We start from the raw sequence: 14882 nt of genomic DNA, 5'->3' as shown, positions 1-14882 counted from the left end.
TGCACGGCCGGCGCTGAGCGCCTGACCAGCCACCTCCTATGACAACCCCTGCCCAAGATTCAAGTCCCAGCCTGAGGACGCCGGTGTCCTCCGAGACCCAGGCGGCATGTTGAACACCGACGTGCTCTTCCTGGACTCGCGCGACCCCCACCGGATGGCGCCTCACCCGACAGGTAGAAGCAGCGTTCCCGGACTACCCGATCCACGGCGGTGCGTTCGACAACATCTATCCGCGCCTGACGGTCGCCCACGACTGTGCGGTCGACGTCCTGCAGTCCATCGAGAAGACCCTCAGGCCCTTACTGCCTATCGTCCACCGCGCCGTAGTGGTGGGAGCTGTGGTCCGGCCCCGCCCTCTCGACACAGCACCACTCCTGGAGGGTCATGGTGAAGTTCCAGCTCTCCGACTGACCCAGCGTGAACCTCCGGCCGCGGCCCCTACGAGCAACGCGCGGATCGGCAAGTCCGAATGTCCTCGGCGGGGCCGCAGATGCGGGGGCTGGCCTTGCTCGTTCGACCGTACTGTCGTCTTTCAAGGGGCATCCGTGGAAGCGTGAAGTGCATGACTGAAGTGAGCCTCGGATTCCGAGCCCTGGCCGCGCACCGCGACGCGCTGAAGCGGCGCGGCACTGTGTTGATGCTCCCCGGTCGCGCCTACTCCTGCGAGATGCCACTGCTGGCACAGACGACGCGAGCCCTTCGGTCCGACGGGTGGGTTGTCCTGCAGGCCGAGTGGCACCTGGAAGGCCTCCCCCACGATCCTCGAGGGTTCGTCGAGCGCGCGGCCGCACAACTAGACGCGGTAGAACGTCAGACGGGTCCAGTGCTCGTGGTGGCGAAGTCACTCGGCACATTGGCCGCACACTGGAGCGCCGAACGCGGCTACCCCGCCGTCTGGCTCACGCCAATCTTCAGAGCGTCAGGTCTGCATCCCATGCCAGCGGAGAGCGAAGCGCTGAAGCAACGCATCCGCACGTACCCCACCGACAACTTGGTCGTGGGCGGGACTCAAGACCCGTTGTGGGTGAACGGCTTCACTGGCCGCGGCGAGGTGATCGAGCTGCCCGGGGCTGATCATGCGCTAGAGACAGGGAGCATGGTCGCCTCCGCCCGTGATCACCGGGCGACCGCTGCCGCCGTCGTCGACTTCGCTTCCAAGATCGGCTGAATATGGGACCAGACTAGATTTTGAGGCGCTCATTGGCGCGAACCGTAACCCCCGGCACAACAGCGTGCTCAGTCGGCGACGAGTTCGAGTTCGAATCCTTCACCATTCTCGATGAAGAGAGCGGTGTGCTGGGGCCCGCCGGCGTGCAGGTAGCGGTCTTCGAACACCTCGCGCCACCCGTGCAGCACCGACTCGCTGCGCAGACGGAGGGTGGTCCTAGGCCCGTGTGGCCGGCCTCTACGCCTCCTTTCGACACCGAGTTCTCCGACATGCACCCCGACGTACGTGTCGACGCACTCCACACCCTTGCCCACCGCTTTCGCCGAGCAATTGGCCGACCTTCAGGCTCGCACCCATGAGGAGATGCTGGCTTCAACCGTCTGGTGCCATCCAAACCAGGCCGTCCGCGCCTCCAAGGCCAGAAGAGTCACTCTGGTCCATAACGCACATGTCGAGATGCAGCGCAGATTGCACGACACCACGCAGGGCATCCTGCACGAGCTATCAGCTGGCCGGCGACCGCGTAAACATCGCGCGGACAGCGGCGGGACAGTGCGGTGTCCGTCGAGCTCGCATCACTGGGGGTTAATGCCCAAAATTTATGACTGATCGTTCTTGACCGACCGTTCTTCTTCATCCATCGTGTTGCACATGGGACGCACCCGCAGCTTCGACCCCGGCACCGTCATCGACCAGGCCACCGCGTGCTTCGTGGAGACGGGCTACGAAGGGACGTCCATCGATCGCCTGGTGGGCGCCACCGGCGTACACCGCGGCAGCCTCTACGGGACCTTCGGATCCAAGCGGGGGCTCTTCCTGTGCTGCCTGGACAGGGCCATGCCCCCAGAGGCGAGGACGCCGCTACCCGACCGTGCTGTCGACCTGCTGCTGGTCGCCGTCCTCGAGCTCGCGTCGCGCGATCGCCAGGTACGCCAGCGCTGCGCCGACGCGCTGGTCGCCGTTCCCGCCGGCGAGGACGCCGCACGGTGGCTTGGTGCGCGGCTGCTTGCCCGCTCCGGACTCACAATCCACCGCTAAGACACCGCCACCTACGAAGGAGCACCCTCATGAGCAACACCGTCATCGTTGACCGCGACCAGCAGTTGATGGTCGTCGAGCCGCGCGGCCTGGACAAGATGTGGTCGTTCACCTCCCGCCTGGAGATCCCCCTGGCGCACGTCCGGGGCGCGACGCAGGACGACGGCGCCATGGCCGCCCACAAGGGGATCCGTGGGCCCGGGCTGGGGCTGCCCAAGAAGTTCTCGGGGACTTGGACCCTTGAGGGCGAGAAGCACTTCTGGAACGTCAGCGGCCCCACCGAACTGGTCGTGATCGAGCTCGTGGACGAGCACTACGCGCGACTTTTCCTCACCGTGGCCGACGCCCGTGCGCTCGTGGACGAGATCAACGACGCTGTCGGCTGAGCCGGATGGGCCCACTCGCTCATCTACCCGCCCGACGCCACCAAGATTGCCCGGCCTCCTAGCGGGAAACTCCACCGACTATCCCGGGGGTCTCCTCCCGTCCGCACATCGGCATTATGTGGGTGATCGTTGTCAGCGGTGGCGTTGTCCCGCGTCATTGAAGTTGGTGAGGAGTTTGTCGTAGGTGGCTGCTCGGTTGGTCGGGACTGCTGAAGGTTCGGTTGACACTTCCGGTGTGGTGGTTCAGGCCGCGTGCGCGGGCTAGTAGATGGTTTCAAACTCGATCGGGTGGACTTGCCGAGGGATAGTTGCCGGCGCCGTCGGTGGTAGGTGCGTTCGATCCAGGTCACGATCGCCAGCCGCAGTTCGGACCGGGTGGCCCAGCGGCGACTGTTGAGGACGTTCTTCTGAAGGAGGGCGAAGAAGCGCTCCATCGCGGCGTTGTCCGCGCTGGAAGCGACCCGGCCCATGGACCCCGCCAGCCCGTAGCGGTGCAACGCAGCGACATAGGGCCGGAAGCGGAACTGGCTGCCCCGATCCGCGTGCACCACGCAGCCGGTGACCAGGTCACGGCCGCGGCGGGCGACAGCCATCTCGAGGGCGTCGACCGCTAACGCTGAGGGCATCCGGTCACTGATGGAGTAGCCCACGATCCGCCGGGACCAGACATCCTTGACCGCGCACAGATACAACTTGCCCTCGGCGGTGGGGTGCTCGGTCAGGTCAGTCAGCCATAACCGGTTCGGGCCGGCCGCGGTGAAGTCGCGCTCGACCAGGTCGTCGTGCACCGGCGGGCCTGGCTTCTTCCACCGGCCCCGGGCGCGGGCGGGCGCGGAGACGATCCGTGCCTGGAGTAGATCTTCCACACACTACCTAATTCGCCGCGAACTATGGGGCCACGGTCTTGCCACCGAGATCGCGACGGCACTCTTCGACTGGCACCTGACCAACGTCGGCAACTCACTGCTGAGAGCCATCGTCCATGTCGGCAACGACGCCAGCGCCCGCGTGCCTAAGAAGTCCGGCCTTCGCGAATACGGGCGTGAGGACTACGAGGGCATCCCCTGCCGGGCCTTCCTGTATCCGTCGTCTTGACGAGCGCCGGGCCGACTAAGGCCCACCGACAGCAGCATGTCAGTGCGACTACACGTTGACGTTGAAACCCAGATCCACGTCGCAGGCGGCCTGGCCGCCGGAGATGCCCCAGTTCTCCGAGGGGCTTTCGCGCAAGGTGATGGAGACGTGGTCGCGAGGGATGCCCAACGGTTCCAACCGCTCGACGATCTCGGAGTAGAGCCGTCTCTTGGCCTCGACCGAGCGACCGGCGAAGCAGTCGACCGCTACCAACGTCGCGTTCTCAGGCTGTGTCAGCGTCGGCGGGTGCGCAAAGCGATGCGGCTCGTGCACCTGGAGACGCACGTGCTTGTCTTTCGGGGGTATCTGGAAGGCGGCGACAAGTGCACCATGCACAGCGTCGATGATCGCGATCTCTTGCTCGCGAGACCACTTGCGGCGGACCTCGATGAGCGCCCAAGGCATGGCGACCCCTTTCGTATAGGTCCGATCATGTTCTCAAACCGCCGTCGGCTCCTGCTGCCGAGGGCGACCGACCGCCACCTTCGACACCGACCTCTCCGATGTTCACCCCTTCGCACTCGTTGACGCGCTCCACAGCCTTGCCCACCGCTTTCGGCAGGCAGTTGACCTGCCTTCAGGCCCGCACCCATGAGGACGCGCCGGCTTCAACCGGCTGTGTCATCCGAACCATACCGTCCGGGCCTCAAGGCCAGACGAGTCACCCTGGTGAATAACGCACAGCGGGCAACACGCGCGAGATACAGATGTCGAGATGCAGCCAAGATTGCACGACCTCGTGCGGGGTACCTTGCACAATTCGACCTCCTGGACAGGGTCGTGCAAGGTCGGGCGCGCCCGATCACCGCAGGTCAGGACCCCACCAGCCCGGAGTCGGGCTCTTAGTCAGCGGTGTGCAAAGTCGCTGCGCAATCTTCGCTGTACGTCGACAGGCGCGCGAAATCAGGCGTTGGCAGAAGAAGCAGGGGTGCCGAGATGCACCGATGACTGCGCTGCACTAAGCACTGGACTTTGCGCGAACGCTGCTCCTCAGTGTGATCGTGCAGAGACCGCGCCGGCGCGGCATGAGCGTGCCCGGCTCGGTGACTATGTCACTGCTGGCTGCTCCGCCTTGTGCGGATTGGTCAAGGCCGATGCCGCGGGGGTTGGTCTCACCCACCCGAGGTGCAACGATTCAGGGTGCTCGCTTCTCCACCCGGGTCCACCCGGTCCAGCCGCGTTCGTAGAGCAGTTCGCGAAGCCGAGCGACGGCGGGGTGTGCGTTGTCGGCGAAGGAGTCCATCAGGTCGTTGTAGGACGTGTCGGCGGGCTGTGCGCTGTCGAGATGGCCCGTGGAGTCGGCCGCCTGCAGGAGTGTGTGGAGCAGGTCTGCGGCCTCTTTGAGGTGGGTCTCGACGTCGTCGCTGGAGGCGTCCCACTCGGCGGCGATCTGGCCGAACAGCTCGTAGAGCCGCGCAACCCGTCGATCCTCGAGCTGGGCGATTTTGTCGGCCATCATGGCCGGGATCAGGTCGGGCCAGCGGGCCGCCATGAGGATCCAGGCGTTGCGTTCTGGAGCGATCATCGCCTCGGTGGCGCCGCGCTGCCTTAACAGGTCGAGGTAGACGACCACGTCGGGAGGTAGGGCGAGGCTGTCGCCGGCAACGAGCTGTGCGATGCGCCTCCGGTGGCTGTGGCGTTCACGGATTTCCGCTCGTAGGCGGCGGTCGATGTCCTCGACCGCCGCCGCAAGCTGTTCCTGGTCGGCGTGCAGGAGCTCCCGGACTCGGGCGAGAGGGACACCGGCCTCGGCCAGGGTGCGGATCTTAATGAGCTCGACTAGGGCGGCGGCGTCGTAGCGGCGGTAGCCGGAGTGGTCGCGCTCGGGCTCGGCGATCAGTCCCTTGGCGTGGTAGTGCCGGACCGCGCGCACGGTTACCCCGGCGTACGCCGCGAGCTGGCTGATCGTGAGCATGGCTGCAGTCAATCGCGTTTCTTGCCCGCGTGGCGGTTAAGACTTTCCCGCCAGACCGACTGCAGCGCGGCGGTGGGGGTGGTCATGGCGAATCGATCTCCTTCGTTGTATCGCGGACTGGATGCAGCTGGCTCACTTGAGCTCGCGACGGAAGGTCATCATCGCCAGGGCGTACGCCACGACGAGTAACCCGACGCACCAGGCGAGTGCGGTCCAGCCGTCGGTGCCGACCGGTTGGTTGGCCATGAGGTGACGCAGGGCGTTGACGATGGGTGTGACGGGTTGGTGCTCGGCGAACCACGCGACGGGACGCGGCATACCGTCGGTGGGCACGAACGCGGAGCTGATGAACGGCAGGAAGATCAGCGGGTAGGAGAAGCCGCTCACGCCGTCGACGGAGGTCGCTGTGAGGCCGGGGATGACGGCGAGCCAGGTCAGGGCGAGGGTGAAGAGGATGAGCAGTCCGGCGATGGCGAGCCAGTTGAGTACGCCTGCGCTGGAGCGGAAGCCGATGAGCAGGGCGACCGCGGTGACGAGGACGAGTGCGATGAGGTTGGCGACGATGGAGGTGAGCACGTGCCCCCAGAGCACGGCGGAGCGTGCGATAGGCATGGACTGGAAGCGTTCGAAGACTCCGCTGGAGACGTCGGTGAACAGCCGGAACGCGGTGTAGGCGATGCCGGAGGCCACCGTGATGAGCAGGATGCCGGGTAGCAGGTAGTCAACGTAGGCGGCGCGGCTGCCGCGGTCGCCGCTTGCGCCGGGGATGGTGCCGCCGCTGGCGATCGCGCCGCCGAGGACGTAGACGAACAGCAAGAGCATCGCGATCGGGGTGATGGCGGTGGTCAGGATGGTGTCGGGGCTGCGCAGGATGTGCCGCAGGGACCGCTTGGTCAGGACGGTGGTGTCACGTAGAACGTGGGTGCTCATCGGTGGGCCTCGGGCATGGTGGGGTCAGGGGTGCAGGGGGTGTCGTGATCGCCGACGATGGCGAGGAAGATCTCCTCGAGCGAGGGTTGCTTCTCTACGAGCTCTCGGGTCGTTGGCGGGAAGAGGGCCTTGAGCTCGGTCAGGGTTCCGTCGGCGATGATGCGTCCTTGGTGCAGGATCGCAATCCGGTCGGCGAGTTGCTCGGCTTCGTGGAGGTACTGGGTCGTGAGCAGCACGGTCGTCCCGGCGCTGGCGAGCTGCTTGATGGTATGCCAGACCTCATTGCGGGCCTGCGGGTCCAGGCCTGTGGTGGGTTCGTCCAGGAAGATGACGGCCGGGTCGCCGATTAGGCTCATGGCGATGTCGAGCCGGCGGCGCATGCCACCGGAGTAGGTTGCCGCCTTCCGGTCGGCGGCGTCGGTCAGGGAGAACCGGCGCAGCAGGTTGTCGGCGGCTGCGAGGGCGTCCGGCACGTGCCGCAACTGGGCGATGAGGATGATGTTTTCGCGTCCGGTGAGGGCGTCGTCGACGGCGGCGAACTGGCCGGTGAGGCTGATCGACTCCCTGACCGTGCCGGGGTCCACACTGACGTCGGACCCGTGAACGGTGGCTGTGCCGCCGTCCGCCTTGAGCAGGGTGGACAGGATCCGCACGACCGTGGTCTTACCCGCCCCATTGGAACCGAGCAGGGCCACGATGTGGCCCACGGGGACGTCCAGGTCGACCCCGCGCAGAACGGCGTTGTCGCCGAATGCCTTGGTCAAATCGCGGACCGCGATCGCTGGTGTTGTGGTCATGACAGCAGCCTGCAGCCCTGACGCAAGGTTAAGGTCAAGCGGGATCGGCCACACCGCGGCACCCCTTCTCGACCGCAGCCAGGTGTTCGGCCACAGCGCGGGTTCTAACTCGCCCCGCCGCAAGGAAGCGGTCGCTCGAGGCGCCGTCGGGCACCCGTCACCGCGCGGTTCGCGGCATAAGGGTGCATCAGAGTTTACTTGTTGAAGCGCAGGCCGGCGGCCTGGTAGATGAGGACGGGCGAAGCAAGCGGCTCGATCCGGCTCCCTGCTATCAGGACTGGAGATGCTCTCCGTTGGCTGTCTCTTCGATCCAGTCGATCGCAGCGTCGGTGAGCTGCGAGGAATCGTCGTCGGTATAGCCCACCCATAACCATAGGTTTATGGCACATACGAACCCGGTTTGTGACATTTTCGCTGCATTTCGACAACACCCCTAGAACCCGCTGCCGCCACTGTCCTTTGCCATGGTGGTGAAGCGGGCGTAGTGGCCTTGGAAGCCGAGCGTGATGTCGGCGGTCGGGCCGTTACGGTGCTTGGCCACGATCACATCCGCTTCCCCTTCCCGCTGCGCTTCCGGGTCACGATCCCGGTGGAGAAGTATCACCAAGTCCGCGTCCTGCTCGATCGAGTTGTGAGCCGCGATCCCATTCGCGACGAAGTTGTGATGACCCAAGACGGTGGCGTCGAAGACCTCTTCCACCCCATCTGCCTTGACCGCCACGACGGTGTCCCAGAAGACATCGTTGACCGCCATCAGTTCGAGCTCTGCCGAATCGAGTACGGAGGCGACACGCGATAGCCGCTCGCGGGAAGGGGCCGAGGCGTACAGAGCAGATCCGCAGTAACTCGTCCCAAGCGCCGCTTGGAACTGGCGCGAGGTGATCCCGGACTCGGACATGACGTCGCGGACGTCATCCCAGACCTGGCGCGGCACGGTGTCGACATTGGTGTTCGCCTTCGTCTCTCGCACGATCTGAAGGAGACGCTCCGCATGAGCGTTGCGAGCTCCGTGCACGCCGACTTCCTGCAGGAAGCGGCGCTGACTATCTGCACCCGATATGTCGATGGTGTACCCATCGCGGTACCCCGCCTTACGGACGGTCTTCAGCCTCGTCTGGATCCCGAAGCGGAGCAAAAGCCGGGTCAGGTCATCCACGAGACGGCGCGATGTCGAGGCGTAGTAGATGCGCCCGCCGCGACCATCCTTCCGCACCGTCACCGAGCCATCGGTCGACCAGATGTGCTTGATGAAGAGGGCGATCTGATCCTTCGGGAGAGAGAAGATCTGCTCAGGTACGAACTTCTCGTGCGAGCGCAAACCGAACAGGCCCAGGCCATCGAGCCACTCCGCGATCGGATTGTGCCGTCCCCGAGCCAGCGCGAAGGGGGCGCGGAGGCGAAGCGTCGAGACGCGCGCGGCCGGGTAATCGTCGCGGACGGCAGCCACACCGAAGGTCAGCGCAGCCTTGGTGACGGCCTCCAGATTCGCTTCGTCGATGCTCGCGTACCGCAGCGGTTGCCGCTTGACGAACGACCCGTCGCCGAGGAGGTGCGCGAGCAGAATTGTCTGCGCGTCAGACCAGTCGGTGAGTGCGCGCGGGGACGGGACGTGGCGCGGGACCGCTAGGCGATCACCCTCGCGAAGGTTAGCGAGCGCATTCCACCCTTCGTAGGTGAGGAACTTGTGGTTCTCGGTCGCGCGTACGGTCTTGCCCGACGCCAAGGTGAGCTTGAAAACCGGCGCCATCCCCGTGGAGAAGACATGCGTCATCGTCCGCTTCACGTACCGCAGGGAGTCGTCCAGCGCCCAGACACAGACATCGCGAGCGCCACTCGCGTGGAGTTCGCCGAGCGTGGTCTCGGCACCCGTATCCGCTCGGAGCAGGCGCGTGTCGGCCGTCAGGCAGCCCGATTCGCGAAGGTCAGACATCTGCGGGCGCTTGTCCGTGCGCTGCTCGGGGCCTCGGTTCAACTGGCTGATCGCGATGACCGGGACCTCGAGTTCCTTGGCGAGGAGCTTCAATGCCCGCGAGAACTCGGCGACCTCCTGCTGGCGGGACTCGACCTTCTTCCCCGAGGTCATCAGCTGGAGATAGTCGATGACGACCAGTTTGAGGTTGTGCTGTTGCTTGAGCCGCCGCGCCTTCGCGCGGATCTCCATCAGGGCGAGGTTCGGGGAATCGTCGATGAAGAGGGGGCTGTCGCTGATCTTGCCCATCACCCGCGAGAGCTTGGTCCAGTCCGGGTCGCTCATCTGGCCACGGCGCAGGTTTTGCAGGAGGATGCTCGACTCTGCCGCGAGGATGCGCATCGTGATCTCGGTGCGGCTCATTTCGAGTGAGAAGACCGCCGTCGCCTGGCCATGGTGGATCGCCGCCGCGCGAGCGATGTCGATTCCGAGAGTCGACTTGCCGATCGCTGGTCGCGCCGCGATGACGATCATCTGGCCGGGGTGCAGGCCGTGGGTGAGTTCGTCGAGGTCGGGGAACCCGGTCGGCACGCCGATCATCTCGTCACTGCGCCCGGAGGCGACCTCGATCTCGGCCATCGTCTCGGTGAGGGTGTCCCACAGGGGCACGTAGTCCTCGCCGCCGCGCGTCTCCGCGACCTGGTAGACCTCGGCCTGCGCCGCGTTGACGATGTCCTCGACATCGCCACCGCCTTGGGCGTATCCCATCTGGACGATGCGGGTCCCCGCGTCGACCAGGCGCCGCAGGACCGCGCGCTCGGCGACGATCTGCGCGTAGAAGCCAGCGTTTGCCGCGGTCGGGACCGACTGGATCAGGTCGTGCAGGTACGCCTGCCCACCCGCGCGCTGCAGGTCGCCGCGCTTGGTGAGCTCATCCGAAACCGTGATGGCGTCGGCCGGCTCCCCACGCGAGTACAGGTCCATGATCGCGTCGTAGATCAACTCATGCGACGGGCGGTAGAAGTCCACTCCGCGCACCGTCTCGACGACGTCGGCGATCGCATCCTTGCTCAGCAGCATCGACCCGATCACGGACTGCTCCGCACCCACGTCCTGCGGCGGCAGCCGATCGTCGAAGCGCCCCGGTTCCGCCCCCCCAGTCGGCCCCTCAAACATGGTGCTCAGGTCACTCGCCGTCACGTATCCCCCCTCGTCCTTCGCGCCTCGTCACCCCCTTCTCCGGCAGCGCTCGCACGCGTGGATCGGGGGTCCAGCAGTCACTGTCGCACCCGGGTCCGACAACCCCCAAGTGACCCGGTGGACGGCGAGGTGGATAACCGGTGGGCGACACGCGAAACCGTGGTGCACATAGTGTGGGTAAGTCGGTGGATTTCACCCCGAAGGGAGATCTCGATCGGCTTTGACCTGGGCGAACGCCATTCACCCCGTGTGGATCTCATGAACTTTGACCAATTCTGCTGTCCACAACCGAAGGGGGAGACCCAAGCCTGCACACTCGTCGCACGGCTCCCGCCAGGCACACGAATCACTCAGCGGGCGCCCGTCGCTGGGACCCGCTGACACCGGTCGAGGTCAGGCCGTGCGGTAGCGCTCGGCGGAGCGCGCCCGGGCCTTCGCGGCCTCGACCTCGCGGTCCTTCGGCGGCGCGTTGGTGACGAGCGCATCCAGCAACTCCGCTGTCACCTCGGCCACCCTCGCCACGGCGTGGTCGAAGGCCTCTCGGTTGGCCACGGAGGGCGTTCGCGTCCCACTGATCTTGCGGACGTACTGCAGCGCCGCCGCCTCGACCTCGTCACGCGTCGCCGGCGGCTCGAAGTTGTGCAGGGTCCGGATGTTTCGGCACATGCCCTCCAGCATGACCCATTCCGGTGGGCGCCAGCCGGGCTGCGATCGAGCGGGTTTGGGGGCGCGGGCGCGGTCAAGGATTTCGGACGCGGAAATAACCGCGCCCGAGGACACCAACCCCGCCACGGACTGCCCATGCCCGCAGACCACAGCGCACCCGACCCGGAAAGTGACCCGGGACGCGGAAGTAACCGCGCCCCAGGTCACTTTCCGCGGCCGGGTCGACTACTTACTGAAGACCCCCGCCTCCTGGATCGAAATCCCCCACTGGGTCGCTCGCTCGGTGCCCGTGATCCGCACATAACGCGCCGATGTCGAGTCGAAGCGGTGCGTATCCAGACCGCCATCACTCGCGTTCTCCGTGACGACCGTGGACCACGCCTGACCATCGAGGCTCACCTGCACGGTGTACCCCTTCGCGTACGCCCGCTCCCAGTCGATCGTCACCTTGCCCACCTGACGCGGCGTCCCGAGGTCGACCTGCCACCACTGGCCGTCCTTCCACTGACTGGCCCAGCGGGTCTCGGACTGCCCATCGACGGCCTTCGCCGGCAGGTAGCGCCCGAGGACGGTCCACTCCGTGCTCGAGGCCTTGGCGGGCATGCCTTCGGCGAGGTTCGCGCCTCGCTGATACTCCTCGGTGGCCTTCAGCGTGCGCAGGTAGGTCTCCGGCCCGCGCAGCAGGTCGTTGACCACCGCCTGTCCGTCCGATCCGCCGACGACCTTCATGTCCTGGACCCAGTCCGGCACCATCCCGTAGTGGGCGACGCCGTCCTTGTTGTAATCCCAGATCCGCTGGCCGGAGCGTTGCTTGTCGACCGACCCCTCACCCGTCACGGTGGGGAAGGGGTAGACGAGCGGCGTCGTCGCGGCGTCCTTGCGCGGCGCCGGCGTCCCGCCGAAACCATTCATGTCCATCCCGAAGCCATAGCCCGCGCCGTACTTGGCGCGCACCGCCTCTTCGTCCTTGCCCTCGCTCACGAAGTCACGCACGTCATGGCCGTACTGCGTGATGAAGCCGCCCAGCTTGTAGATCCGCTCGGTGAAGGACTTATCCATCCACGAGTGCGTCGACAGCACGCCCGGGTAGCCCTCGGACTCGAGGATCTCCATGGAGCGCTTGGCGGCCTTGACGCTTTGATGGTCGATCTCGACGAGCATGTTGCGTTTCATCATCCCGCGCAGCGCGTACTCGCCGAGGCTTGTCAGGCCGTACTTGTTGCAGTGCGGGCCCTTCGGGTAGATCGGCAGGACCGAACCCGGCGCAAACTTCGCGAGGCCATCGGGCAGCTCGCCGTTGCCGATCGTGTTGTCGCGCAGGTTGGTCGTGCAGGCCTCGGGCTTCCACCACTCGCCGGTCGAGAGGAAGTTGCCGAGGTTGACGATCGTGCCTTGCGCCCCCTCATCAAAGCGCACCCCGCACAGGGCGTTGTCGAACTTGTGGCAGAGGAACATCGAGCGCACCCCGAGCCCGTAGAGCTCATCGAGCCCGGCGTCGATCTTGTTCTTGTCGCAGTGCGGGATCCCGAGCGTCTTGCCGCAGCCGAAGGGGGCCGAGATCTCGACACCCAAGAAGACGGCGAGCTTGCCCTGCTCGATATAGCCGCGGGCCTCGTCAGCGCTGTAGGCGATCCGGAACCAGCCCTTGCCCGGCCCGCCGAACTGGTTGTCGATGAACTTCTCGAGGTCCTTGGTCGCCTGGATCTGACGGCGCACGGTCGCCATGTCATCGCAGGAGTACTTGTTTTTCTGGAGCGGAAGGGCGCACAGCACCGAGTTGTTGACGGCGTCAGCGACCATGATCCGCTGCCCGCCACGCCAGGCCCGCTCGACCCACTTGTAGTACATCTGCTGGTGGGTGAGGGAGTTCCACGACGGGGTGTCCTTGAAGGTCGGCCACATCGTCGGGTCGTGCTTGGCGAAGGGGTTGCCGTCGCCGCCCTTCTTCGTGAGGTTTTCGATTAGAGCGAGCGAGCCGTCGGGATAGTGGTTGTCGCAGTCCTTCAAGGCATCGGCGACCCCCTTCTCGCTGTAGGTCTTGCCGCAGACGATGTTGCCGCCGAAGCCCTCGTTGGACATCAGGTGCGTGTGCGCGTCGATCAGGCCGCGCACCTCACCATTGGCAGCCGTGCCTTGGAAGGGAGCGCCGGTCACGTTGACCTCAGAGTCCGGCGTCTGCGGGTTACTCGCCTCGTACCAGGGGCGTGAGTCGGCCGTCGCGCTGGTCGCGCTCACGATCCCGACGGTGGCGAGGACGAGCGTGAGCAGGGCGGCCATCGGATGGCGGATCAAGCGGCGCGCTCGATCGAAGACAGGCGGCAAGACGTGGCGTGGCGTGGACGGCATCGGGTGGCTCCTCGAGGTGACCCGTCGGCAGGGGATGGGCAGACCTTACCTGCGAGTAACACTTGGCGCTAGAGCCCAATCGTCAAGCGGCTGTGGTCCACGCGTATCGCGGCCCTTGACGAACGAGCCCTGCCAAAGCGCCCGCTCGACCACCCGCCGGGGAATATCCTCGCCTCTGTGACCGACGTGCCCCCAGATCGCCCATGGCGTGCCCTCCCCCCGGACATCTCTGGCCTGGTGAACCCGTATGTCCCGCAGTTCGTCGAGGAACTCCGGGAGGCTCTGGAGCGCGAGGTTCCCGTCTTCGTCACGGTCGCGCGCACCGACCCCACGTTCTCGAAGGACGTCGAGACCGCGGTCAATCTCGCGGCGACCTCCTTCATCTCGGTGATCGGCCAGGACACACCGGCCCTTACCACCGACAGCCACGCGGTCTTTACCCAACTCGGCGCCGATGAAGCCCATGAAGGGCGTGGGCTCGAGACCCTGCTCGCCGCCTACCGGGTCGGGGCTCGGCTTGCGCTGCGCATCATCGTCCTCGCCCTCGAGGACGCCGGCCGGCTCGACGCCGACATCCTCGGCACGCTCTCGGATGCGATCTTCGGATATGTCGATGAGGTCTCGGCAGCCTCGGCGCAGGGGTACACCAAGCAACTGCTCTCCCAGGGCGGGGTGAAGGATCAGCAACGAAGCGACCTCATCCAGCGCATGCTGACCGGTTCCGGAGGCCCCGAGATCGAGCGCCTCGCCGAAGAGGTGAACTGGCCACTCGCGACCCCCGTGGTCACCCTCGCCACCGACCGGAACGCCGCGACCGAGGTGTCGCGCCGGCTCGGCGAGACCGCCCTGGTCGCCGAAGAGGACGAGGTCGCCACCTTCATCCTCCCGCGCACCGCCTTCGACCCCGAGTTGCTCGCGCGCACCCTCGAGGGGATCGATGTCGGCGTCGGGCCGGTCACCGCCTGGGAGTCCTCGTCGCAATCGGCCCACCTCGCGCGCCGCGTGTGGACCCAAGGGGGAGCCCTTCGCCTCGCTCGAGACCGACTCGCGAGCCTGGCGGTCAACGGCGATCCGATCGCGCTGGACGCCCTGCGCGGCCGTGTGCTGGCCCCCTTCGAGCGCGTCCGTGAAGGATCGCGCGAACGCCTCCTCGACACCCTCGCCCTCTGGCTGCGGCACTGGGGGCAACGCGGACCGGTCGCCGAGACGCTCGACGTCCACCCACAGACGATCGGTTACCGACTCGGACAATTGCGCGAGGTCCTCGGCGATCGGCTCGATGATCCCCAGTCGCGCTTCGAGCTCGCGGTCGCCCTCTACGACCGGCCGATCCGCGCGACCGCCCTCGACGCGGACGAAGCCGAGGACGACGGCGCGCACGGGGCACCATAGG

Annotated in this window: 12 protein-coding genes and 1 pseudogene; 5 read left to right on the top strand and 8 right to left on the bottom strand. The window is 66.2% G+C overall.

What is annotated here, in order from left to right; translation table 11 throughout:
* The first annotated feature begins 562 nt into the window (after positions 1-562).
* The 3 genes from AB8K43_RS03635 to AB8K43_RS03625 all read left to right on the top strand — a co-directional run bounded on the left by AB8K43_RS03635 (position 563) and on the right by AB8K43_RS03625 (position 2592).
* Positions 563-1168 carry a hypothetical protein gene (locus AB8K43_RS03635; RefSeq protein ID WP_370891590.1) on the top strand — a complete coding sequence of 202 codons (606 nt, stop codon included), beginning with the start codon at positions 563-565 and terminating at the stop codon, positions 1166-1168.
* A 651-nt stretch (positions 1169-1819) separates the two neighbouring features.
* Positions 1820-2206, top strand: a complete 387-nt coding sequence (locus AB8K43_RS03630; RefSeq protein ID WP_370891588.1) for a TetR/AcrR family transcriptional regulator — start codon at positions 1820-1822, stop codon at positions 2204-2206.
* A 29-nt stretch (positions 2207-2235) separates the two neighbouring features.
* A complete protein-coding gene (locus tag AB8K43_RS03625) occupies positions 2236-2592 on the top strand; it encodes a hypothetical protein (RefSeq protein ID WP_370891586.1) in 357 nt (118 codons plus the stop codon).
* Positions 2593-2853: 261 nt separating this feature from the next.
* On the opposite strand, the pseudogene AB8K43_RS03620 reads toward AB8K43_RS03625, so the two are convergent.
* Positions 2854-3410 (bottom strand): annotated as a pseudogene (locus tag AB8K43_RS03620) (IS3 family transposase); the annotation flags it as partial.
* On the opposite strand from AB8K43_RS03620, the gene AB8K43_RS03615 reads away from it, so the two are divergent.
* On the top strand, positions 3298-3687 hold the full coding sequence (locus AB8K43_RS03615; protein WP_370891584.1) for a GNAT family N-acetyltransferase: 390 nt from the start codon (positions 3298-3300) through the stop codon (positions 3685-3687). The pseudogene AB8K43_RS03620 and the gene AB8K43_RS03615 sit on opposite strands and share 113 nt — an antisense overlap.
* A 48-nt stretch (positions 3688-3735) precedes the next feature.
* Here AB8K43_RS03615 and AB8K43_RS03610 read toward each other — a convergent pair whose 3' ends face one another.
* The 7 genes from AB8K43_RS03610 to AB8K43_RS03580 all read right to left on the bottom strand — a co-directional run bounded on the left by AB8K43_RS03610 (position 3736) and on the right by AB8K43_RS03580 (position 13489).
* Positions 3736-4131: a tautomerase family protein gene (locus tag AB8K43_RS03610; RefSeq protein WP_370891582.1), complete on the bottom strand. Its 396-nt coding sequence runs from the start codon at positions 4129-4131 to the stop codon at positions 3736-3738.
* Between the two features lie 730 nt (positions 4132-4861).
* The gene (locus AB8K43_RS03605) at positions 4862-5641 is read right to left on the bottom strand and encodes a MerR family transcriptional regulator (protein WP_370891579.1); all 780 of its coding nucleotides are present in this window, start codon (positions 5639-5641) and stop codon (positions 4862-4864) included.
* A gap of 132 nt (positions 5642-5773) precedes the next feature.
* On the bottom strand, positions 5774-6571 hold the full coding sequence (locus AB8K43_RS03600) for an ABC transporter permease (RefSeq protein ID WP_370891577.1): 798 nt from the start codon (positions 6569-6571) through the stop codon (positions 5774-5776).
* On the bottom strand, positions 6568-7368 hold the full coding sequence (locus tag AB8K43_RS03595; RefSeq protein WP_370891575.1) for an ABC transporter ATP-binding protein: 801 nt from the start codon (positions 7366-7368) through the stop codon (positions 6568-6570). Before AB8K43_RS03595 ends, AB8K43_RS03600 begins: the two co-directional genes overlap by 4 nt.
* A gap of 433 nt (positions 7369-7801) precedes the next feature.
* Complete coding sequence (locus tag AB8K43_RS03590; protein ID WP_370892085.1) at positions 7802-10453, bottom strand: replicative DNA helicase; 2652 nt, start codon at positions 10451-10453, stop codon at positions 7802-7804.
* A gap of 417 nt (positions 10454-10870) precedes the next feature.
* The gene (locus AB8K43_RS03585) at positions 10871-11143 is read right to left on the bottom strand and encodes a DUF2277 domain-containing protein (RefSeq protein WP_370891573.1); all 273 of its coding nucleotides are present in this window, start codon (positions 11141-11143) and stop codon (positions 10871-10873) included.
* 225 nt (positions 11144-11368) lie between these two features.
* Positions 11369-13489 carry a discoidin domain-containing protein gene (locus AB8K43_RS03580; RefSeq protein ID WP_370891571.1) on the bottom strand — a complete coding sequence of 707 codons (2121 nt, stop codon included), beginning with the start codon at positions 13487-13489 and terminating at the stop codon, positions 11369-11371.
* Positions 13490-13666: 177 nt separating this feature from the next.
* On the opposite strand from AB8K43_RS03580, the gene AB8K43_RS03575 reads away from it, so the two are divergent.
* A complete protein-coding gene (locus AB8K43_RS03575) occupies positions 13667-14881 on the top strand; it encodes a PucR family transcriptional regulator (protein ID WP_370891569.1) in 1215 nt (404 codons plus the stop codon).
* Position 14882: the final 1 nt, after the last annotated feature.

The organism is Janibacter sp. GXQ6167 (genome assembly GCF_041365945.1).
GTDB lineage: Bacteria > Actinomycetota > Actinomycetes > Actinomycetales > Dermatophilaceae > JBGFSK01.
The sequence above is the reverse complement of the archived record's forward strand: the minus strand, read 5'-3'. Positions and strand labels throughout refer to the sequence as shown.